15 protein-coding genes, 3 tRNA genes and 4 rRNA genes are annotated in these 22866 nt (G+C 56.0%); 12 read left to right on the top strand and 10 right to left on the bottom strand.

Annotated features, from left to right (window positions below):
- Positions 1–9: 9 nt before the first annotated feature.
- From AC3IX4_RS00565 to AC3IX4_RS00525, 9 genes are all read right to left on the bottom strand, one after another.
- Positions 10–86 (bottom strand) — tRNA-Ile (locus tag AC3IX4_RS00565).
- Positions 87–170: 84 nt separating this feature from the next.
- A 16S ribosomal RNA gene (locus tag AC3IX4_RS00560) occupies positions 171–1707 on the bottom strand.
- Positions 1708–2155: 448 nt separating this feature from the next.
- Positions 2156–2271, bottom strand: a 5S ribosomal RNA gene (rrf, locus tag AC3IX4_RS00555).
- A 150-nt stretch (positions 2272–2421) separates the two neighbouring features.
- Positions 2422–5316, bottom strand: a 23S ribosomal RNA gene (locus tag AC3IX4_RS00550).
- 228 nt (positions 5317–5544) lie between these two features.
- Positions 5545–5620, bottom strand: a tRNA-Ala gene (locus tag AC3IX4_RS00545).
- Positions 5621–5647: 27 nt separating this feature from the next.
- Positions 5648–5724, bottom strand: a tRNA-Ile gene (locus AC3IX4_RS00540).
- 65 nt (positions 5725–5789) lie between these two features.
- Positions 5790–7326: ribosomal RNA gene (locus AC3IX4_RS00535) — 16S ribosomal RNA — on the bottom strand.
- Together the 16S, 23S and 5S rRNA genes with 3 tRNA genes alongside form the textbook arrangement of a ribosomal RNA operon.
- 567 nt (positions 7327–7893) lie before the next feature.
- Positions 7894–9114 carry a CaiB/BaiF CoA transferase family protein gene (locus tag AC3IX4_RS00530; RefSeq protein WP_489258764.1) on the bottom strand — a complete coding sequence of 407 codons (1221 nt, stop codon included), beginning with the start codon at positions 9112–9114 and terminating at the stop codon, positions 7894–7896.
- 13 nt (positions 9115–9127) lie between these two features.
- Positions 9128–10309, bottom strand: coding sequence for an acyl-CoA dehydrogenase (locus AC3IX4_RS00525; RefSeq protein ID WP_489258763.1), 1182 nt, complete (start codon positions 10307–10309; stop codon positions 9128–9130).
- Between the two features lie 160 nt (positions 10310–10469).
- Between AC3IX4_RS00525 and AC3IX4_RS00520 the strand changes: the two genes are divergently transcribed.
- The 10 genes from AC3IX4_RS00520 to AC3IX4_RS00475 all read left to right on the top strand — a co-directional run bounded on the left by AC3IX4_RS00520 (position 10470) and on the right by AC3IX4_RS00475 (position 19972).
- On the top strand, positions 10470–11384 hold the full coding sequence (locus AC3IX4_RS00520) for a LysR family transcriptional regulator (RefSeq protein WP_489258762.1): 915 nt from the start codon (positions 10470–10472) through the stop codon (positions 11382–11384).
- 432 nt (positions 11385–11816) lie between these two features.
- A complete protein-coding gene (locus AC3IX4_RS00515; RefSeq protein WP_489258761.1) occupies positions 11817–12938 on the top strand; it encodes a Re/Si-specific NAD(P)(+) transhydrogenase subunit alpha in 1122 nt (373 codons plus the stop codon).
- 11 nt (positions 12939–12949) lie between these two features.
- Positions 12950–13300 carry an NAD(P) transhydrogenase subunit alpha part 2 gene (locus AC3IX4_RS00510; protein WP_489256916.1) on the top strand — a complete coding sequence of 117 codons (351 nt, stop codon included), beginning with the start codon at positions 12950–12952 and terminating at the stop codon, positions 13298–13300.
- Positions 13297–14733, top strand: a complete 1437-nt coding sequence (locus AC3IX4_RS00505) for an NAD(P)(+) transhydrogenase (Re/Si-specific) subunit beta (protein ID WP_489258760.1) — start codon at positions 13297–13299, stop codon at positions 14731–14733. Before AC3IX4_RS00510 ends, AC3IX4_RS00505 begins: the two co-directional genes overlap by 4 nt.
- 176 nt (positions 14734–14909) lie before the next feature.
- Positions 14910–16403, top strand: a complete 1494-nt coding sequence (gene scpC / locus AC3IX4_RS00500) for a succinyl-CoA:acetate CoA-transferase ScpC (protein WP_489258759.1) — start codon at positions 14910–14912, stop codon at positions 16401–16403.
- 309 nt (positions 16404–16712) lie between these two features.
- Positions 16713–16928 carry a DUF1127 domain-containing protein gene (locus tag AC3IX4_RS00495; protein ID WP_489258758.1) on the top strand — a complete coding sequence of 72 codons (216 nt, stop codon included), beginning with the start codon at positions 16713–16715 and terminating at the stop codon, positions 16926–16928.
- 285 nt (positions 16929–17213) lie between these two features.
- Complete coding sequence (locus AC3IX4_RS00490; protein ID WP_489258757.1) at positions 17214–17531, top strand: DUF2388 domain-containing protein; 318 nt, start codon at positions 17214–17216, stop codon at positions 17529–17531.
- A gap of 58 nt (positions 17532–17589) precedes the next feature.
- Positions 17590–17667, top strand: a complete 78-nt coding sequence (locus AC3IX4_RS00485; RefSeq protein WP_489261393.1) for a DUF2388 domain-containing protein — start codon at positions 17590–17592, stop codon at positions 17665–17667.
- 26 nt (positions 17668–17693) lie between these two features.
- Positions 17694–18014 (top strand): DUF2388 domain-containing protein, encoded by a 321-nt coding sequence (locus tag AC3IX4_RS00480; RefSeq protein ID WP_489258756.1) that lies wholly within the window; start codon positions 17694–17696, stop codon positions 18012–18014.
- Positions 18011–19972, top strand: a complete 1962-nt coding sequence (locus tag AC3IX4_RS00475; RefSeq protein WP_489258755.1) for a DUF7844 domain-containing protein — start codon at positions 18011–18013, stop codon at positions 19970–19972. The genes AC3IX4_RS00480 and AC3IX4_RS00475 overlap by 4 nt, the downstream gene beginning before the upstream one ends.
- Here the strand turns inward: AC3IX4_RS00475 and AC3IX4_RS00470 are convergent.
- The gene (locus tag AC3IX4_RS00470; RefSeq protein WP_489258754.1) at positions 19969–20370 is read right to left on the bottom strand and encodes a GFA family protein; all 402 of its coding nucleotides are present in this window, start codon (positions 20368–20370) and stop codon (positions 19969–19971) included. The genes AC3IX4_RS00475 and AC3IX4_RS00470 overlap by 4 nt on opposite strands.
- 311 nt (positions 20371–20681) lie before the next feature.
- Here AC3IX4_RS00470 and AC3IX4_RS00465 point away from each other — a divergent pair, with 311 nt between their 5' ends.
- A complete protein-coding gene (locus AC3IX4_RS00465; RefSeq protein ID WP_489258753.1) occupies positions 20682–21989 on the top strand; it encodes a CitMHS family transporter in 1308 nt (435 codons plus the stop codon).
- Positions 21990–22083: 94 nt separating this feature from the next.
- A complete protein-coding gene (locus AC3IX4_RS00460; protein ID WP_489258752.1) occupies positions 22084–22851 on the top strand; it encodes a TerC family protein in 768 nt (255 codons plus the stop codon).
- Positions 22852–22866 lie beyond the last annotated feature (15 nt).

The following is a 22866-nucleotide window of genomic DNA, read 5'->3' as shown; positions in this document are numbered from 1 at the left end:
ACAAGAAACTGGTGGGTCTGGGCAGATTCGAACTGCCGACCTCACCCTTATCAGGGGTGCGCTCTAACCAACTGAGCTACAGACCCAGTTAAGAGCTGTTACCGATATCGTCTTCTTCAATGAATCAAGCAATTCGTGTGGGTGCTTATGAGCAGCTGATGTCTGTCGATTAAGGAGGTGATCCAGCCGCAGGTTCCCCTACGGCTACCTTGTTACGACTTCACCCCAGTCATGAATCACACCGTGGTAACCGTCCTCCCGAAGGTTAGACTAGCTACTTCTGGTGCAACCCACTCCCATGGTGTGACGGGCGGTGTGTACAAGGCCCGGGAACGTATTCACCGCGACATTCTGATTCGCGATTACTAGCGATTCCGACTTCACGCAGTCGAGTTGCAGACTGCGATCCGGACTACGATCGGTTTTGTGAGATTAGCTCCACCTCGCGGTTTGGCGACCCTCTGTACCGACCATTGTAGCACGTGTGTAGCCCAGGCCGTAAGGGCCATGATGACTTGACGTCATCCCCACCTTCCTCCGGTTTGTCACCGGCAGTCTCCTTAGAGTGCCCACCATGACGTGCTGGTAACTAAGGACAAGGGTTGCGCTCGTTACGGGACTTAACCCAACATCTCACGACACGAGCTGACGACAGCCATGCAGCACCTGTCTCAATGTTCCCGAAGGCACCAATCTATCTCTAGAAAGTTCATTGGATGTCAAGGCCTGGTAAGGTTCTTCGCGTTGCTTCGAATTAAACCACATGCTCCACCGCTTGTGCGGGCCCCCGTCAATTCATTTGAGTTTTAACCTTGCGGCCGTACTCCCCAGGCGGTCAACTTAATGCGTTAGCTGCGCCACTAAAATCTCAAGGATTCCAACGGCTAGTTGACATCGTTTACGGCGTGGACTACCAGGGTATCTAATCCTGTTTGCTCCCCACGCTTTCGCACCTCAGTGTCAGTATGAGCCCAGGTGGTCGCCTTCGCCACTGGTGTTCCTTCCTATATCTACGCATTTCACCGCTACACAGGAAATTCCACCACCCTCTGCCCTACTCTAGCTTGCCAGTTTTGGATGCAGTTCCCAGGTTGAGCCCGGGGATTTCACATCCAACTTAACAAACCACCTACGCGCGCTTTACGCCCAGTAATTCCGATTAACGCTTGCACCCTCTGTATTACCGCGGCTGCTGGCACAGAGTTAGCCGGTGCTTATTCTGTCGGTAACGTCAAAACAGCAAGGTATTCGCTTACTGCCCTTCCTCCCAACTTAAAGTGCTTTACAATCCGAAGACCTTCTTCACACACGCGGCATGGCTGGATCAGGCTTTCGCCCATTGTCCAATATTCCCCACTGCTGCCTCCCGTAGGAGTCTGGACCGTGTCTCAGTTCCAGTGTGACTGATCATCCTCTCAGACCAGTTACGGATCGTCGCCTTGGTGAGCCATTACCTCACCAACTAGCTAATCCGACCTAGGCTCATCTGATAGCGCAAGGCCCGAAGGTCCCCTGCTTTCTCCCGTAGGACGTATGCGGTATTAGCGTTCCTTTCGAAACGTTGTCCCCCACTATCAGGCAGATTCCTAGGTATTACTCACCCGTCCGCCGCTGATTCGAGTAGCAAGCTACTCTCCTCCGCTCGACTTGCATGTGTTAGGCCTGCCGCCAGCGTTCAATCTGAGCCATGATCAAACTCTTCAGTTCAATACTGCTTGGGTTTTGAGAAAACCCTAAACTTGGCTCAGCAATCTCAAAATGAACTATATGATTACTCGTATAGTCACTTGTGATGCTGATAATCTTTTTGACGATCAGTCTGATTTCACAAGCACCCACACGAATTGCTTGATTCAGTTGTTAAAGAGCAGTTGGCTGAGAGTCTTTCGTCTCAACCGAGGCGCGCATTCTACGCTTTCCTCTGTGTCTGTCAAGCGTTTATTTTGAAGTTCTTTAGGAGAAACCTGAACAACTTCAACCACTTGGCTCGCTTCGATCTCTCGTTGCGGGAGGCGAATTCTACAGCGTTTCAACACGCTGTCAACACCTCAAATCAGACTTCGCTAACACCAGGCGCAAGGCCTGAAAACGTGCAGCGTATACTTATAGGACAAAACCCCTACCTGCGTACGCAGATAGGGGGTTCGGAATTTAATCTTGACGATGACCTACTCTCACATGGGGAAACCCCACACTACCATCGGCGATGCATCGTTTCACTGCTGAGTTCGGGATGGGATCAGGTGGTTCCAATGCTCTATGGTCGTCAAGAAATTCTGTAGCCAGCGCGTCAACCTTCGGTCGACGTTCCAGCGAATCGGGCATGTGATGGTTTGTGAGTTGCAAACTTTCGGTTCGTTTCGTCTTCACAACACCGCAATCTGCTGCTCAACCGAGCGAGTCAAATTGCTTGGGTGTTATATGGTCAAGCCTCACGGGCAATTAGTATTGGTTAGCTCAACGCCTCACAGCGCTTACACACCCAACCTATCAACGTCGTAGTCTTCGACGGCCCTTCAGGGAGCTCAAGGCTCCAGTGAGATCTCATCTTGAGGCAAGTTTCCCGCTTAGATGCTTTCAGCGGTTATCTCTTCCGAACATAGCTACCCGGCAATGCCACTGGCGTGACAACCGGAACACCAGAGGTTCGTCCACTCCGGTCCTCTCGTACTAGGAGCAGCCCCTCTCAAATCTCAAACGTCCACGGCAGATAGGGACCGAACTGTCTCACGACGTTCTAAACCCAGCTCGCGTACCACTTTAAATGGCGAACAGCCATACCCTTGGGACCGGCTTCAGCCCCAGGATGTGATGAGCCGACATCGAGGTGCCAAACACCGCCGTCGATATGAACTCTTGGGCGGTATCAGCCTGTTATCCCCGGAGTACCTTTTATCCGTTGAGCGATGGCCCTTCCATACAGAACCACCGGATCACTAAGACCTACTTTCGTACCTGCTCGACGTGTCTGTCTCGCAGTCAAGCGCGCTTTTGCCTTTATACTCTACGACCGATTTCCGACCGGTCTGAGCGCACCTTCGTACTCCTCCGTTACTCTTTAGGAGGAGACCGCCCCAGTCAAACTACCCACCATACACTGTCCTCGATCCGGATAACGGACCTGAGTTAGAACCTCAAAGTTGCCAGGGTGGTATTTCAAGGATGGCTCCACGCGAACTGGCGTCCACGCTTCAAAGCCTCCCACCTATCCTACACAAGCAAATTCAAAGTCCAGTGCAAAGCTATAGTAAAGGTTCACGGGGTCTTTCCGTCTAGCCGCGGATACACTGCATCTTCACAGCGATTTCAATTTCACTGAGTCTCGGGTGGAGACAGCGCCGCCATCGTTACGCCATTCGTGCAGGTCGGAACTTACCCGACAAGGAATTTCGCTACCTTAGGACCGTTATAGTTACGGCCGCCGTTTACCGGGGCTTCGATCAAGAGCTTCGCGTTAGCTAACCCCATCAATTAACCTTCCGGCACCGGGCAGGCGTCACACCCTATACGTCCACTTTCGTGTTTGCAGAGTGCTGTGTTTTTAATAAACAGTCGCAGCGGCCTGGTATCTTCGACCGGCATGAGCTTACGGAGCAAGTCCTTCACCCTCACCGGCGCACCTTCTCCCGAAGTTACGGTGCCATTTTGCCTAGTTCCTTCACCCGAGTTCTCTCAAGCGCCTTGGTATTCTCTACCCAACCACCTGTGTCGGTTTGGGGTACGGTTCCTGGTTACCTGAAGCTTAGAAGCTTTTCTTGGAAGCATGGCATCAACCACTTCGTCACCCAAAGGGTAACTCGTCATCAGCTCTCGGCCTTAGACTCCCGGATTTACCTAAGAGTCCAGCCTACCACCTTAAACTTGGACAACCAACGCCAAGCTGGCCTAGCCTTCTCCGTCCCTCCATCGCAATAACCAGAAGTACAGGAATATTAACCTGTTTTCCATCGACTACGCTTTTCAGCCTCGCCTTAGGGACCGACTAACCCTGCGTCGATTAACGTTGCGCAGGAAACCTTGGTCTTTCGGCGTGGGTGTTTTTCACACCCATTGTCGTTACTCATGTCAGCATTCGCACTTCTGATACCTCCAGCAAGCTTCTCAACTCACCTTCACAGGCTTACAGAACGCTCCTCTACCGCATCATCCAAAGGATGATACCCGTAGCTTCGGTACCTGGTTTGAGCCCCGTTACATCTTCCGCGCAGGCCGACTCGACTAGTGAGCTATTACGCTTTCTTTAAAGGGTGGCTGCTTCTAAGCCAACCTCCTAGCTGTCTAAGCCTTCCCACATCGTTTCCCACTTAACCAGGATTTTGGGACCTTAGCTGACGGTCTGGGTTGTTTCCCTTTTCACGACGGACGTTAGCACCCGCCGTGTGTCTCCCATGCTCGGCACTTGTAGGTATTCGGAGTTTGCATCGGTTTGGTAAGTCGGGATGACCCCCTAGCCGAAACAGTGCTCTACCCCCTACAGTGATACATGAGGCGCTACCTAAATAGCTTTCGAGGAGAACCAGCTATCTCCGAGCTTGATTAGCCTTTCACTCCGATCCACAGGTCATCCGCTAACTTTTCAACGGTAGTCGGTTCGGTCCTCCAGTTAGTGTTACCCAACCTTCAACCTGCCCATGGATAGATCGCCCGGTTTCGGGTCTATACCCAGCGACTAAACGCGCTATTAACACTCGCTTTCGCTACGCCTCCCCTATTCGGTTAAGCTCGCCACTGAATATAAGTCGCTGACCCATTATACAAAAGGTACGCAGTCACAGAACAAAGTCTGCTCCCACTGCTTGTACGCATACGGTTTCAGGATCTATTTCACTCCCCTCTCCGGGGTTCTTTTCGCCTTTCCCTCACGGTACTAGTTCACTATCGGTCAGTCAGTAGTATTTAGCCTTGGAGGATGGTCCCCCCATATTCAGACAAAGTTTCTCGTGCTCCGTCCTACTCGATTTCATGACCAAGAGATTTTCGCGTACAGGGCTATCACCCACTATGGCCGCACTTTCCAGAGCGTTCCGCTAATCTCAAAGCCACTTAAGGGCTGGTCCCCGTTCGCTCGCCACTACTAAGGGAATCTCGGTTGATTTCTTTTCCTCAGGGTACTTAGATGTTTCAGTTCCCCTGGTTCGCTTCATGCACCTATGTATTCAGTGCAGGATACCTAACTTATGTTAGGTGGGTTCCCCCATTCAGAGATCTCCGGATCAAAGTCTGTTTGCCGACTCCCCGAAGCTTATCGCAGGCTACCACGTCTTTCATCGCCTCTGACTGCCAAGGCATCCACCGTATGCGCTTCTTCACTTGACCATATAACCCCAAGCAATCTGGTTATACTGTGAAGACGACATTCGCCGAAAATTTGCAATATCACTCACAAATTTTACCTTAGCCTGAACAAGCACCAGTGAAAGTGCTGTCCAGTCTATCTTTCTATCACATACCCAAATTTTTAAAGAACGATTCTGAAAAAGTTCAGAAATCAATATTCGAAGCGAATATTCATTTCTAAGCTTTTACGATAGTGGCTATCTGTAATGGTGGAGCCAAGCGGGATCGAACCGCTGACCTCCTGCGTGCAAGGCAGGCGCTCTCCCAGCTGAGCTATGGCCCCGTATCGCTACAGGGTGCACCACGTAATTGGTGGGTCTGGGCAGATTCGAACTGCCGACCTCACCCTTATCAGGGGTGCGCTCTAACCAACTGAGCTACAGACCCAATCGTCTTCTTCAATGAATCAAGCAATTCGTGTGGGTGCTTATGAGCAGCTGATGTCTGTCGATTAAGGAGGTGATCCAGCCGCAGGTTCCCCTACGGCTACCTTGTTACGACTTCACCCCAGTCATGAATCACACCGTGGTAACCGTCCTCCCGAAGGTTAGACTAGCTACTTCTGGTGCAACCCACTCCCATGGTGTGACGGGCGGTGTGTACAAGGCCCGGGAACGTATTCACCGCGACATTCTGATTCGCGATTACTAGCGATTCCGACTTCACGCAGTCGAGTTGCAGACTGCGATCCGGACTACGATCGGTTTTGTGAGATTAGCTCCACCTCGCGGTTTGGCGACCCTCTGTACCGACCATTGTAGCACGTGTGTAGCCCAGGCCGTAAGGGCCATGATGACTTGACGTCATCCCCACCTTCCTCCGGTTTGTCACCGGCAGTCTCCTTAGAGTGCCCACCATGACGTGCTGGTAACTAAGGACAAGGGTTGCGCTCGTTACGGGACTTAACCCAACATCTCACGACACGAGCTGACGACAGCCATGCAGCACCTGTCTCAATGTTCCCGAAGGCACCAATCCATCTCTGGAAAGTTCATTGGATGTCAAGGCCTGGTAAGGTTCTTCGCGTTGCTTCGAATTAAACCACATGCTCCACCGCTTGTGCGGGCCCCCGTCAATTCATTTGAGTTTTAACCTTGCGGCCGTACTCCCCAGGCGGTCAACTTAATGCGTTAGCTGCGCCACTAAAATCTCAAGGATTCCAACGGCTAGTTGACATCGTTTACGGCGTGGACTACCAGGGTATCTAATCCTGTTTGCTCCCCACGCTTTCGCACCTCAGTGTCAGTATGAGCCCAGGTGGTCGCCTTCGCCACTGGTGTTCCTTCCTATATCTACGCATTTCACCGCTACACAGGAAATTCCACCACCCTCTGCCCTACTCTAGCTTGCCAGTTTTGGATGCAGTTCCCAGGTTGAGCCCGGGGATTTCACATCCAACTTAACAAACCACCTACGCGCGCTTTACGCCCAGTAATTCCGATTAACGCTTGCACCCTCTGTATTACCGCGGCTGCTGGCACAGAGTTAGCCGGTGCTTATTCTGTCGGTAACGTCAAGACAGCAAGGTATTCGCTTACTGCCCTTCCTCCCAACTTAAAGTGCTTTACAATCCGAAGACCTTCTTCACACACGCGGCATGGCTGGATCAGGCTTTCGCCCATTGTCCAATATTCCCCACTGCTGCCTCCCGTAGGAGTCTGGACCGTGTCTCAGTTCCAGTGTGACTGATCATCCTCTCAGACCAGTTACGGATCGTCGCCTTGGTGAGCCATTACCTCACCAACTAGCTAATCCGACCTAGGCTCATCTGATAGCGCAAGGCCCGAAGGTCCCCTGCTTTCTCCCGTAGGACGTATGCGGTATTAGCGTTCCTTTCGAAACGTTGTCCCCCACTATCAGGCAGATTCCTAGGTATTACTCACCCGTCCGCCGCTGATTCGAGTAGCAAGCTACTCTCCTCCGCTCGACTTGCATGTGTTAGGCCTGCCGCCAGCGTTCAATCTGAGCCATGATCAAACTCTTCAGTTCAATACTGCTTGGGTTTTGAGAAAACCCTAAACTTGGCTCAGCAATCTCAAAATGAACTATATGATTACTCGTATAGTCACTTGTGATGCTGATAATCTTTTTGACGATCAGTCTGATTTCACAAGCACCCACACGAATTGCTTGATTCAGTTGTTAAAGAGCGGTTGGCTGAGAGTCTTTCGCCTCAACCGAGGCGCGCATTCTACGCTTTCCTCTGTGTCTGTCAAGCGTTTATTTTGAAGTTCTTTAGGAGAAACCTGAACAACTTCAACCACTTGGCTCGCTTCGATCTCTCGTTAGCGGGAGGTGAATTCTACAGCGTTTAGAAGCGCTGTCAACCACCTTATTCACCGCTTTCGACCTTCAGACCGAAAACACTTCCAAGCTTGCTACTCTGGCCAACTCACTGATTTACAAGGAGTTTTCCGTTTCGACTGCGCCGGAAGAGGGGCGAATTATAGAGAGTTGTAACAACACGTCAAGGGCTATCTTCAACAATACTGAATCAGCCCTTAAACGCTCAAAAAACAACCAATTGATGCAGTAGCTATATATAGAGAGAGAAGCTCACAACACTCCTCGCTCGCGAAGGGCCGATATATCCGCCTCTCCCAGCGAAAGCACTTCACTCAAGACCTGCTCGGTATGTTCACCCAGCAAAGGAGGAGCATTACGATACTCCACAGGTGTTTCCGAAAGCCTGATAGGGCTTGCCACCTGCGCTACCATCCCAGCCAATGGATGTGGCATCTCGATCGCCAATCCTCGCGCCTTGACCTGGGGATCCTCGAACATCTGGGCAAGGTCATTGATAGGCCCGCACGGTACGCCAGCCTGCTCCAGCAATGACACCCACTGCGCAGTCGTCTTGAAGACCGTTGCCTGGCGTATCAGCGGTATCAAGTCCGCACGATGGGCCACCCGCAGCTTATTAGTAGCGAAACGCGGGTCATCCGCCCACTGCGGATTGCCCGCCACTTCCGCAAATTTACGGAACTGGCTGTCGTTACCCACAGTAAGAATGAAATCGCCATCTGCCGTCGGAAAATCCTGATACGGCACGATATTCGGATGAGCATTCCCTAATCGCTTAGGAGGCACACCGGTAGTGAGGTAATTCATGGCCTGGTTAGCCAGGCAGGCCACCTGGACATCCAGCAACGCCATATCAATGTACTGGCCGCCACCCTGCTGATCACGATGGGCAAGTGCAGCCAGAATGGCGACAGTGGAATACAGACCCGTCAGAATGTCCGTCAGCGCCACGCCAACCTTGACCGGCCCCGCACCCTCATCACCTTCAGGCCGACCGGTGAAGCTCATCAGCCCGCCGAGCCCCTGGATCATAAAGTCATATCCAGCACGCTTGGCATAAGGCCCGGTTTGACCGAAGCCTGTGATCGAGCAATAGATCAATTCTGGATTGATCGCCTTCAGGCTTGAATAGTCCAAGCCATAGGCAGCCAGACCTCCAACCTTGAAGTTTTCAATCACAATATCGGACTTGGCCGCTAACTCACGGACCAGTCGCTGACCTTCAGGCTGGGTGAAGTCGATGGTGACCGAGCGCTTGTTGCGGTTGGCAGACAAGTAATAAGCAGCCTCGGTCGTATTCTCACCGAAGGCGTCCTTCAAAAAGGGCGGACCCCAGGCGCGCGTATCGTCTCCACTGCCCGGCCGCTCGACCTTGATGACTTCCGCCCCCAGGTCCGCCAGGATCTGACCGGACCAAGGCCCGGCCAGTACTCGCGATAAATCCAGTACACGTAGATGCGATAGCGCGCCCATGACAGGCTCCTTATTAATAGAAGGCCTGAATGCCAGTCTGAGCGCGGCCCAGGATCAGAGCGTGCACGTCGTGTGTACCCTCGTAGGTATTGACCACTTCCAGGTTGACCAGGTGGCGGGCGACGCCAAATTCATCGGAAATACCGTTGCCACCCAGCATGTCTCGCGCCATCCGTGCGATATCCAGCGATTTACCGCAAGAGTTACGCTTCATGAGGGAAGTGATTTCCACCGCCGCGGTTCCTTCATCCTTCATCCGCCCCAGACGCAGGCAACCCTGAAGCGCCAAGGTGATCTCAGTCTGCATGTCTGCCAGTTTTTTCTGGATCAGTTGATTGGCTGCCAATGGACGGCCGAACTGCTGGCGATCCAGGGTGTATTGACGCGCGGTGTGCCAGCAAGACTCCGCAGCACCGAGCGCACCCCATGCAATCCCGTAACGCGCAGAGTTAAGGCAGGTGAACGGCCCTTTCAAGCCGCGCACATCCGGGAAGATGTTCTCTTCAGGGACGAACACGTTGTCCATCACGATCTCACCGGTGATCGACGCACGCAGGCCAACCTTGCCATGAATCGCAGGAGCGCTCAGACCCTGCCAGCCTTTCTCCAGAACAAAGCCACGAATATCGCCTGCATCATCTTTAGCCCACACCACGAATACATCAGCGATCGGGCTGTTGGTGATCCACATTTTGCTGCCCGACAGGCGATAACCACCGTCCACCTTCTTGGCACGGGTAATCAGCGAACCCGGATCGGAACCATGGTCGGGTTCAGTCAGGCCGAAGCAACCAATCCATTCACCGCTGGCAAGCTTGGGCAGATACTTCTGCTTTTGCGCTTCAGTGCCGAACTCATTGATCGGCACCATGACCAGTGACGATTGCACACTCATCATCGAGCGATAGCCGGAGTCGATACGCTCAACTTCACGGGCAATCAGGCCATAGCACACGTAGCTCAGGCCGCTGCCGCCGTACTGTTCGGGAATGGTCGCGCCCAGCAATCCAGTTTCACCCATCTCGCGGAAGATCGCAGGATCAGTGCGCTCGTGACGAAAGGCTTCCAGCACTCGTGGCGCCAACTTGTCCTGGGCGAATTGCTCGGCGCTGTTGCGCACCATGCGCTCTTCATCGGTGAGCTGCTGATCCAGCAGCAGCGGGTCGATCCAGTTGAAGCTTGCTTTACCGGCCATGAGTTAAAACCTCTGGAGTTGAGTCAATGTTGTCGTGCATTGATCCTAGGCCTGTCCTCGCAACAGGACAAACGAGGATTTCGCATACCGTTGTGCTAATTTCTCACTTCGTGATCGTCATGCCGCCTGATTCCAATAACAATTAGTGAGGTTGCCGTACATGCGTCGCAAAATCCCAAGCACAGCAGCATTGGTCTGCTTCGAGGCCGCTGCCCGCCACGAAAGCTTTACCAAGGCAGCGCAAGAGCTTGACCTCACTCAAGGGGCCGTCTGTCGGCAAATTGCCGGACTGGAGGCGTTTCTTAATGTTGAGCTGTTTCGTCGCTCAAGACGAGGCGTGAAGCTGACCGAAGCAGGGCTGTCCTACAGCAGGCAGGTCAGCACTCAACTGGACGCCGTGGAACGGGATACCCTGTCAGTCATGCGCCAGCAGGGCGCCAATGCCATCGAACTGGCAGTAGTGCCAACCTTTGGAACACAGTGGTTGCTGCCTCGCCTGAAAGAATTTCAAAAGCTTCACCCAGAAGTCACTGTCAATCTCACCAACCGCACCCGGCCTTTTCTGTTTGCCGATACCAACTTCGACGCCGCTATCTATTTTGGTGACGCGGACTGGCCCGGCGCGCAAGCACATCGGCTGATGGGGGAGAATACGGTGCCAGTGTGCAGCCCTGGGCTGCTGGCTGGGCAGGGCACTGTCAGCGCGCAGTACATTGCCAGCCTGCCGTTGCTTCAACAGACCACACGCCCTTATGCCTGGAGACAATGGTTCAACACGTTGGACATGAATATCCCAAGCGATATGACAGGCCCACGCTATGAACTGTTTTCTATGCTGGCCCAAGCTGCATCGCACGAAATGGGCATTGCATTGATCCCCCCATTTTTGATCCAGCGCGAGCTGAGGGAAGGGCGGCTGATCATCGCGAATCCCCATACGTTGTCCAGTATCAAGGCCTATTATTTGATGATCCCGGACCGCAAGGCCGAATCTGCCTCTTTGCGCGCTTTTCGCGACTGGCTTGTCGACGAAGCCCACCGATATGCCCGGGAATACAGCAAAAACCAAAGCTGACCCCGTAGTCAAATAATCAATGCACCTACAGATATCACTAAATGGCGCATTTATGAAAACTGTATTGCAATCTCAAAATACCCCTACAAGCCTTGTGGTACGCGGCCTACGCGACAAAACACGTGAAATGGCGAGCCATTCAGCTGTCTGATCTAAAAAAACTTTCAAAAACAGTGAATACGCTGAAAAGCCCGACACTACTGGGCTCAAGCCTGGGTATTGCGGCAATCGGTCACAGGGTGACTTGTAGTTAAACCAGCGTCACCCTTCATAACTTGTTGAAAGCGATGCAGGATCGCCTGCAAAATGCGTCGCCACCCTTGTTTCAGGCGGGGACGTGCAGATCAGAATGCCCCAGACGCACCCATAAGGTGAGCTGGCTTATAACAACGAAGCGTGCTGGTTTACTCAAAAAGATCACGGAGAATTGACGTGCACATTGGTGTTCCTCTCGAAACGCAGACGGGCGAAACACGGGTCGCTGCAACCCCGGAAACCATCAAGAAATTGATTGGCCAGGGTCATCAGGTCACGGTCCAGAGCGGCGCCGGCATTAACGCCAGCGTTCCTGACAGTGCCTTTCAAGCCGCAGGCGCAACCATTGGCAGCGCAAGCGACGCCTTTGGCGCGCAGCTGGTATTGAAGGTTGTCGCACCCACCGACAGCGAGCTGACCCAGATCAAGAACGGCACCGTTCTGGTCGGCATGCTCAACCCGTTTAATAACGAGACCATTGCCAAGATGGCCGAATGCGGCATTACCGCTTTCGCTCTCGAAGCGGCGCCGCGCACCTCTCGGGCCCAAAGCCTGGACGTGCTGTCCTCGCAAGCCAACATTGCCGGCTACAAGGCCGTGCTGCTGGCCGCGCACCACTACCCACGCTTCATGCCCATGCTGATGACCGCTGCCGGTACCGTAAAGGCCGCGCGTGTACTGATCCTGGGTGCCGGTGTGGCAGGGCTGCAAGCCATCGCCACGGCCAAGCGCCTGGGTGCGGTGATCGAGGCCTCGGATGTGCGCCCGGCAGTGAAGGAACAGATTGAATCGCTCGGTGCGAAGTTCCTCGATGTGCCGTACGAAACCGATGAAGAGCGTGAATGCGCCGTCGGCGTCGGCGGTTATGCCCGCCCGATGCCAGCCAGCTGGATGCAGCGTCAGGCCCAGGCTGTGCACGAGCGCGCCAAGCAGGCCGATATCGTCATCACCACCGCTTTGATCCCCGGTCGCAAGGCGCCGACGCTGCTCAGCGCCGAAACCGTTGCGCAAATGAAGCCTGGCTCCGTGGTCATCGACCTGGCAGCCGCGCAAGGCGGCAACTGCCCGTTGACCGTGGCGGATCAGGTCGTGGTCAAACACGGTGTGACCATCGTCGGCCCGACCAACCTGCCGGCTCAGGTGGGTGCAGACGCCTCGGCGCTGTACGCCCGCAACCTGCTGGACTTCATGAAGCTACTCTTCGATAAGGAAGGGCAGTTGGTGATCAACCTCGAAGACGACATCGTCGCCGCGTGCCTGATGTGCCGCGACGGCCAAATCGTGCGCAAAAACGGCTGAGGATAAAAACAATGGAAGACATGCTGATTTCCCACGGTATCTACAACCTGATCATCTTTGTGCTGGCGATCTATGTCGGCTATCACGTGGTCTGGAACGTGACACCCGCGCTGCACACCCCGCTGATGGCCGTGACCAACGCCATCTCGGCCATTGTCATCGTCGGCGCCATGCTCGCCGCCGCCCTGACCGTGACCCCGCTGGGCAAGATCATGGGCACCCTGGCTGTGGCCCTGGCCGCGGTGAATGTGTTCGGTGGCTTCCTGGTCACCCGTCGCATGCTGGAAATGTTCAAGAAGAAAGCGGCGAAAGCTCCGGCCGCCAAGGCCCCAGCAGTCAAGGCTGAGGTGCAGCAAGCATGAGCATGAACCTGGTTACATCCCTGTATTTGATCGCCTCGGTCTGCTTCATCCAGGCGCTCAAGGGCTTGTCGCACCCGACCACGTCGCGTCGCGGCAACTTTTTCGGCATGCTCGGTATGGGCCTGGCGATCCTGACCACCGTCGGCTTGATCTACAAGTTGGGCGCTGAGTTGGCCCAGGATGGCATCGTCTACGTGATCGTCGGTCTGTTGGTTGGCGGTACCGCCGGTTCGATCATGGCCAAACGGGTCGAAATGACCAAGATGCCTGAACTGGTCGCCTTCATGCACAGCATGATCGGCCTGGCTGCGGTGTTCATCGCCGTGGCTGCTGTGGTCGAGCCGCAATCGCTGGGCATCGTGCAGAACCTCGGCGATGCGATCCCGGCGGGTAACCGCCTGGAGCTGTTCCTGGGTGCGGCCATCGGTGCGATCACCTTCTCGGGCTCGGTCATTGCCTTCGGCAAGCTGGCAGGCAAGTACAAGTTCCGCCTGTTCCAGGGCGCTCCGGTACAATTCTCCGGCCAGCACAAGCTGAACCTGATCATTGGCCTGGCAACGCTCGGCCTGGGCATTACCTTCATGCTGACCGGTGACTACACCGCCTTCGGTGTGATGCTGGCCCTGGCGTTCGTATTGGGTGTGCTGATCATCATCCCGATCGGCGGTGCCGACATGCCGGTCGTGGTGTCGATGCTCAACAGCTACTCGGGCTGGGCGGCGGCCGGTATCGGCTTCTCGCTGAACAACTCGATGCTGATCATCGCGGGCTCCCTGGTGGGTTCGTCCGGCGCCATCCTCTCGTACATCATGTGCAAGGCGATGAACCGTTCGTTCTTCAACGTACTGCTCGGCGGTTTCGGTGGCGCTACCGATGCTGGCGGCCCGGCTGGCTCGCAAGAGGCTCGTCCGGTGAAATCCGGTTCGGCTGACGACGCAACCTTCCTGCTGACCAACGCCGACACCGTGATCATCGTTCCGGGCTACGGCCTGGCCGTTGCTCGCGCACAGCACGCACTGAAGGAGTTGACCGAGAAGCTGACCCATCGCGGCGTGACTGTGAAGTACGCGATCCACCCGGTTGCCGGGCGTATGCCTGGACACATGAACGTACTGCTGGCCGAAGCCGAAGTACCGTACGACCAGGTGTTCGAGATGGAAGACATCAACTCCGAGTTTGGCCAGGCCGACGTGGTGCTGGTGCTCGGCGCCAACGACGTGGTCAACCCCGCTGCCAAGAACGATCCGAAGTCGCCGATCGCCGGCATGCCGATCCTCGAGGCCTACAAAGCCAAGACCATCATCGTCAACAAGCGCTCCATGGCCAGCGGCTACGCAGGCCTGGACAACGAGCTGTTCTACCTGGACAAAACCATGATGGTGTTTGGTGACGCGAAGAAGGTCATCGAAGATATGGTTAAAGCCGTCGAGTAAAGCTACTCACTGGCTGTAAGAAAACCCCGGCGCGAAAGTGACCGGGGTTTTTCTTTGCCTGTTTCATACGACAAAAGGGCCTGAATCAGGGCTTCGCATTCGACCTTGGTCGTGGGACGAAAAGTGTGCAAATCAATAGACTGCGCATCTAGCTTCGTTGCCCGAGATAAATATCCATGTACCGTGATCGTATTCGTTTGCCCTCTCTGCAAAGCAAGGTAATGAGTGCGGCAGACGCCGCAGCCCTGATTCAGGACGGCATGACTGTCGGCATGAGCGGTTTCACCCGTGCCGGTGAAGCCAAGGCCGTGCCCCATGCACTGGCCGAACGTGCCAAGCTGTCGCCCCTGAAAATCAGCCTCATGACTGGCGCGAGCCTGGGCAATGACCTGGACAAGCAACTGACCGAAGCTGGCGTGCTGGCCCGCCGAATGCCATTCCAGGTCGATAGCACACTGCGCAAGGCCATCAACGATGGCTCGGTCATGTTCATCGATCAGCACCTTTCCGAAACCGTGGAGCAGTTGCGCAACCAGCAGCTCAAACTGCCCGATATCGCCGTCATTGAGGCAGTGGCCATCACCGAGGAAGGCCACATCGTGCCGACCACTTCGGTCGGCAACTCGGCCAGCTTCGCGATTTTTGCCAAACAGGTGATCGTCGAGATCAACATGGCTCACAATGCCAACCTGGAAGGCCTGCACGACATCTATATCCCCACCTACCGTCCAACCCGTACGCCGATTCCGCTGGTGAAGGCCGATGACCGCATCGGTAGCAGCGCCATTGCGATCGACCCCGCCAAGATCGTTGCCGTGGTCGTCACCGAACAGCCCGACTCACCGTCCACTGTGCTGCCACCGGACGGCGAAACCCAGGCAATTGCCGATCACTTGATTGCTTTTTTGAAGCAGGAAGTGGACGCCGGGCGCATGACCAACAAGCTTGGGCCGCTGCAGGCCGGTATCGGCAGCATCGCCAATGCCGTGATGTGCGGGCTGATCGACTCGCCCTTCGAAGACCTGACCATGTATTCCGAAGTGCTGCAGGATTCGACGTTCGACCTGATTGACGCCGGCAAGCTGAGCTTTGCCTCGGGCAGCTCGATTACCTTGTCGACTCGCCGCAATGCCGACGTGTTCGGCAATCTGGAGCGCTACAAGGACAAACTCGTCCTGCGCCCGCAGGAAATTTCCAATCACCCGGAAGTGGTCCGACGCCTGGGCATCATTGGCATCAATACCGCGCTTGAGTTCGATATCTACGGCAACGTCAACTCTACCCACGTCTGTGGCACACGAATGATGAACGGAATTGGTGGCTCGGGTGACTTCGCCCGTAACGCCCACTTGGCCATCTTCGTGACCAAGTCCATTGCCAAGGGTGGGGCGATTTCAAGCGTTGTGCCGATGGTCAGCCATGTGGACCATACCGAGCATGACGTGGACATCCTGGTCACCGAACAGGGCCTGGCCGATTTGCGTGGCCTGGCGCCCCGTGAAAGAGCCCGGGTGATTATCGACAACTGTGTGCACCCGGACTTCCGCGAACCGCTCAACCAGTATTTCGAAGATGCTTGCGCCAAAGGTGGCCATACACCTCACGTGCTCCGTGAGGCACTCGCCTGGCACCTGAACCTGGAAGACACGGGTCGCATGCTCGCCGTGTGATTGAAAGCGCCGAACCCATACAGATGAAGGTGTTCGGCGCTCAACCACTTTTATGTCAAAAACTGTACTACTGTACCGCTATTTTCCCCCCGATTTGTCGCAGCACACCCTCGCACCTTTGAACTTTTGCCCCAATTAAGTGCATGCCGATACAGTTGTGCTCAAAATGAGTCACACAGTGCCGTTTAACAGTTAACTGAATGCGCACAATACTGTTTAACTGTATCTGGAGACACTTGCTGCAGAGGAGGATCATGGGCACCAGTTAAACCACTACCTGATCCCGCCAAAAGCGGAAGGACGTCAACCATGGAACGTACACTCAGTTCCGACCTGCAATTCCAGAACAGCTCTGAATCCACCCAGTCTTCGATGCCACTGCGCGTACTCGCTAACCTGATGTTGTGGCAGCGCCGCATCTCCAGCCGCCATCAATTGGCTCGACTGGATGCCCGCCTGCTGGCCGACGCCGGTATCAGCGAAGCACAACGTCACGAAGAGCTGAGCAAGCCTTTCTGGCGTTAAGTGCAGGGCAGGCCGGTTCACACCTGATGTGACCGCCACCTTGAATTCACAAAACCCGTCGCAGGTGACTGCTGACGGGTTTTGTTGTTTCAGGGGGGCAAAATACCGATACAGATACAGTTAAAAATTTACCTATTTTCAATAGGTACAGCTCTTATCCCGTAGTGCGATCCCGGCTGACGGGGTAGGCTAAAGCGACAGCCCATGGCTTAAGTAGCGCAATTGGCTGAGCGTACGTCTGATCTTCAGAAACACCGCGACCCCACGTATAGAAGGAGATTGATCATGTCCCGTCCACGTCTGCTTGGCGCTGCCGTGCTATTGGCGCTGGCCTCTACTGCCAATGCCTCCAGTTTCGTCGTGACGACCGACGCTGTCGTACGCGCCGTTGCCGCTTCCACCGACGCCACCTCCGACCTGTCTTCGTCGTTGCGCGACGACAAAATCGTTCGAGCTGCCCGTGACGACGCTGCCAGCTTCGTGGCCAGCAACGGTGATATCCGTGGGGTAGAACTGGAAAGCGCCTTTGCCTATATTCGCCAGCAGTTGCCAACCCTCGCGGCTACCGACGCGCAACTGGCCCAAGCCATTCTGGCCATCTGAATTGTGTCGCCGCCCAACCTGCGCTGGCCCCGTGCCGGCGCAGTGAGTTAGCCTCGCCATCCCTATCCTGCGCCGCGGACAGCCAAAACTTGATGCCAGCGATCTTGAACTGGCACAGGCAATTCTCGTCCAATGATTACATCTGTTTCTGGAGAGTGTTCCATGCGTAACTCGCTGATAGCCGCCGCTCTTGGCCTGGCACTCTGTGCCGGTGTGGCCCAGGCTCAAACCCTCGTGGCCACCAGCAATATCATCGTGCGGGCCATCGACCGCACAATTGACTTCACCTCCGACACCACCACCTCCATTCGTGACTCCAAAGTGATCGTTGAAGCCCGCGATGACGCTGCCAGTTTTGTCGCAAGCCACGGCGAGATTCGGGGCGCACAACTGGAAGCCGCTTTCGCCACCCTGCGCGACCGCGTTCCAGAGGCCAAAGACGCCAGCGATCAGACCCTCGCTGAAGCCATTCTCGCGCTGTGAAGCGACTTGGCGCCTGCCTGCTGACCTGTGTGCTGGCACTGCTGGCTTTCCCGGCAGCCGCCAGCCTGCGGCTGGTTCTCAACACTCACGGCCTGACCCCTGATCAGCAGCAGGCCAGCCAAGCACTGCTTGATGAGGCGCAGCAAAAGCTTCCCCCTCGATTTATCGAACAGCTGGATCGACGCATTGATGTCAGCTGGACCGACACCATGCCCGCCGAGGCATACGGCCAGGCGTCGCTGGTCTCAAGCCTTGATCTCAACGCCAGGTTGCTCCCAGGTCTCGTCGACGGCACTGCAGCCACGCAGAAAACCGGCCGCCCCCATGGCACCGTTCGCGAAGAGCTACTGGCAACGGTGCTTCATGAACTGACGCACCTCTATGACCGTGCCCGCCTGTGGCCGCAAGACGAACGCACGCTGATCCTGCAATGCCAACGCCAGTCTGACAGCCTGGGAAAAGTCGGCTTGCCTGACCGCTGCCGGGGCCAATCCGGCCGACGCTTTACCCTTAGCGATGACCCTCGCCTGCTGGATCTGGCCGGTTGGCCCCAGTATGTGGGCCGCCGTGGCCAACGCGAGCAACACAACCGTCAGGTCGCCCGCAGCCCCGATATCTATGAAGTCAGCAGCCCCAAGGAATTTGTGGCGGTCAACATGGAGTACTTCCTGTTAGACCCAAGCTATGCCTGCCGCCGCCCAGCGCTGTACGACTGGTATAAAAGCCACTTCGACTGGGCCCCAAGCCAGCCGCCAGCCTGCGAGAAAGCCTTGCCGTTCCTGAATGCCGGCAGTGACTTCGCCAAGCAACCGCTGGGTACGATTGACCCCGAACGGGTGTACGCCGTCGATTACCTGCTGGCTGAGGCCAACCAAAACTGGGTCAGTCGCTGGGGCCACAGTATGCTGCGCCTGGTGATCTGTGCCCCCGGCCGTCCACGCGGGCCCGACTGCCGCCTGGACCTTGATCAACACCTGGTGCTTTCCTACCGCGCTTTCGTCAACGATGTGCAGCTCTCCAGCTGGGATGGCCTGACCGGTGTCTACCCCTCACGGCTGTTTATCCTGCCGTTGTCGCAGGTGATCGACGAATACACCAAGACAGAGCTGCGCAGCCTGGCGTCTGTGCCTCTCAAACTCAGCCGCACTGAAATCGAGGCCCTGGTACGCCAGGCCGCCGAAATGCACTGGAGTTACGACGGTAATTATTACTTCCTGTCAAACAACTGCGCGGTAGAAACCCTGAAGTTGATGCGCAGCGGCACCGACAATCCGCAACTCACAGGCACCGACAGCATTATCCCCAATGGTCTGCTGGACGTGCTCAATGGCCGTGGTCTGGCGGATCTCAGTGTCTTGGACGACCCACGAGAAGCGCTGCGCCTGGGCTATCGATTCGACTCCTATCGAGAGCGTTACCAGGCCATGTTCGCCGTTCTCAAGCAGCATTTACCGATCAAGCAGGATACGGTCGAGCAATGGCTTGAACAGCCCGCCGACCAGCGCCGCCAGTGGATTCCCCAGGCTGACCTGCGCACCAGCGCTGCACTTTTGCTATTGGAGCAGGCCGGATTTCGCCGCCAATTGGTGCTGGCCCAGGATGAAGTCAAGCAGCGCTACCTGAGCGGCCGCGCCCAGCAGAACGGGAGCATGGACCGGGCCAATGGCACCTTGCAGCAGATTCTTGCCAACAGCGGCTTCTTGAGCCGACCCGCGGAGCTTTTGGGCAGTGATGGCTATGGCTTGCCACAGTCCAGCGAATGGCATCGGCTGGAAACCGAAAGCCGCCAGCGCCAAAAGCAATTGCAGCGTTTGAGCGGCGACCTGGACAAAGAGGTGAGGGCGCTGCTTGAGCCGGAGCGCGCTTCCGAAATTGCGGCCACCGAAGCCAATATCAAGCAAGTCGGCGGGCGTCTGCGGGCATTGCACAAAGCCTCCGGTGGGCTGGAGCTGCCCTAGGGCGTCTCTCCAGGCTCGCTGGGCAGGTGCTCATCCAGATGCAACCAGGGCAGGCGGGTGGTCGTCCAGATATGCCGCTCGGGCACTGCGAGTTCCGGTTGATCGAGGGTCGCTACGGTCACGTCGATCGTCTGGGGGCTCAAGTCAGTGATGAATACCAACTGAGCCCCGCATCCTGGGCAGAAGTACCGTGTGCAGTGCTCGGATGAGCGGTACTGCCTGGCAATGCCTCGCACCCATTGAAACCGCTGTGCGCGGACGGTGATCCACGTGGTCACGGGCGCTCCACTCACCCGTCTGCAGATCGTGCAGTGGCAATGGGCAATATCCTCCAGCGGCCCGGTGAAGCGGTAGCGTAGGGCGCCACAATGACAGCCGCCTTCATGTGTGGACGACATGAGCACCTCCATCTGAAATGTCTTCTAGGTCGCTTTACACTTTCCTACACCTCTCGTCGCCTTTCAGACAGCGAAAGCTGGCTGAAAGCTTACGCCATTAGCATCGCCACACCGCCGGCATAAGACCGGCCGGCCACGACCCTGCCAACTTGCCGCAGCGTCGGGCCCAGTCGACAACAACAATGGTGATACTGATGTCCTTCAATTCCCGCCTTCGCGCCACACCTCCGCCCGTATTCCTTGCGCCGCCTGTTCCGCGCTGATCCGCCCGGACTGACTTTCCCCCGTCGCGCCACGCCTGGAGTATTCCTATGCTGACTTTCCTTGGCTTTGCCATGGTCATCACCTTCATGTACCTGATCATGACCAAGCGCCTGTCGGCGTTGATCGCGCTCATTCTGGTACCGATCATTTTCGCCCTGTTCGGCGGTTTTTCCGCCAAGATCGGCCCCATGATGCTCGAAGGCATCAGCAAACTGGCGCCTACCGGCGTCATGCTGATGTTCGCCATCCTCTACTTTGCCCTGATGATCGACTCTGGCCTGTTCGACCCGGCCGTGCGCAAGATCCTCAAGATGGTCAAGGGCGACCCGCTGAAAGTATCGGTCGGTACTGCGGTGCTGGCACTGGTGGTCTCCATGGACGGTGACGGTGCCACCACCTACATGATCTGCGTGGCGGCCATGCTGCCGCTTTACAGTCGCCTGGGCATGAGCCCACGAATCATGGCTGGCCTGATCATTCTGGCCGGTGGGGTCATGAACATGACCCCGTGGGGCGGCCCGACTGCGCGGGCGGCCAGCGCCCTGCATGTGGACCCCTCGGATATTTTCGTGCCCATGATCCCGGCCATGCTCGCAGGCGTCGCCGCCATCCTTGCCATCGCCTACATGTACGGCAAGCGGGAACGAGCACGCCTGGGTGAACTGCACCTGCCAGGTGATGAAGTGGACCACAGCGAAATCACCGTTTCCCAATACCCGGATGCCCGACGTCCAAAACTGCTGTGGTTCAACGGCATCCTGACCCTGGTCCTGATGATTGCCCTGATCGCTGGCCTGCTGCCGTTGCCGGTGTTGTTCATGATTGCTTTCAGCATCGCCATGATCGTCAACTATCCGTGTCTGCAACAGCAGAAGGATCGGGTTGCCGCCCACGCAGGTAGCGTACTGGCCGTGGTCGGCCTGATCTTCGCTGCCGGGATCTTCACTGGCATCCTGTCGGGTACCGGTATGGTCGACGCCATGTCCAAGAGCCTGCTGGCGGTGATCCCTGAGGCGATGGGGCCGTACATGGCGGTGATCACCGCGATCGTCAGCATGCCGTTCACCTTTTTCATGTCCAACGATGCCTTCTACTACGGTGTTCTGCCGGTATTGGCCGAGGCGGCCAGTCACTACGGCGTCACCTCCGTGGAAATGGCCCGCGCCTCGATCATTGGCCAACCTGTTCACCTGCTCAGCCCATTGGTCCCTTCAACCTACCTGCTGGTGGCCCTGGCCGGCATCGATTTTGGTGACCACCAGCGCTTTACCTTGAAGTGGGCAGTACTGGTTTGCCTGTGCATAATGGTAGCTGCGCTGCTGATGGGAATTTTTCCACTGTTCAGCAGCCTATAACTCTGACACTCATCAACACCTCCAGCGCGTCACCGCTCGAGCTGCTCCGGCAGGCTCGAGCATGATGCGTTGACCAACGCTTGAAGGAATACACATGGAATGGCTGACCAACCCGGAAATCTGGGTTGCCTTTTTTACTCTGACGGCTCTTGAGATCGTTCTCGGTATCGACAACATCATCATGATCTCGATCCTGGTCAGCCGCATGCCCAAGCATATGCAGCAACGGACCCGGATTTTCGGCCTGGCCCTGGCCATGGTGACGCGGATCCTGCTGCTGCTCTCGATCACCTGGGTGATGCGCCTGACCGCCGACCTGTTCGAAGTTTTCGGCCAGGGCATTTCCGGTCGCGACCTGATCCTGTTCTTCGGTGGCCTGTTCCTGCTCTGGAAAAGCTCCCAGGAGATGTACCACGGTCTGGAAGGTGAAGACGAAAGCTCGGATGAGCCAAGCGGTAAGGGTGGCAGCTTCATCTACACCATCATTCAGATCGCGATCATCGATATCGTGTTCTCGCTGGACTCTGTGATCACCGCTGTCGGCATGGTTTCCCATGTCCCCGTGATGGTCGCGGCCATCGTCGTCGCCGTGCTGGTGATGATGCTCTGCGCTGCCACCATCAGCGAGTTCATCGACAAGCATCCATCGTTGAAGATGCTGGCACTGGCATTCCTGCTGGTGGTCGGTATCGTCTTGATCGCCGAATCCTTCGACATGCATATCCCTAAAGGCTACGTGTACTTCGCCATGGCGTTCTCGCTGGCTGTCGAAGCCATCAATATCCGCATGCGCACCATGATCTCCCGCAAGAAAAAGCTGTCCGATCCTGTGAAGCTTCGCAAGGACTTCCCGGGTCAGTAAGACCAGGGCCGGAAA

The organism is Pseudomonas sp. KH_021 (genome assembly GCF_057838865.1).
This window is presented reverse-complemented; position numbering and strand designations above follow the sequence as displayed.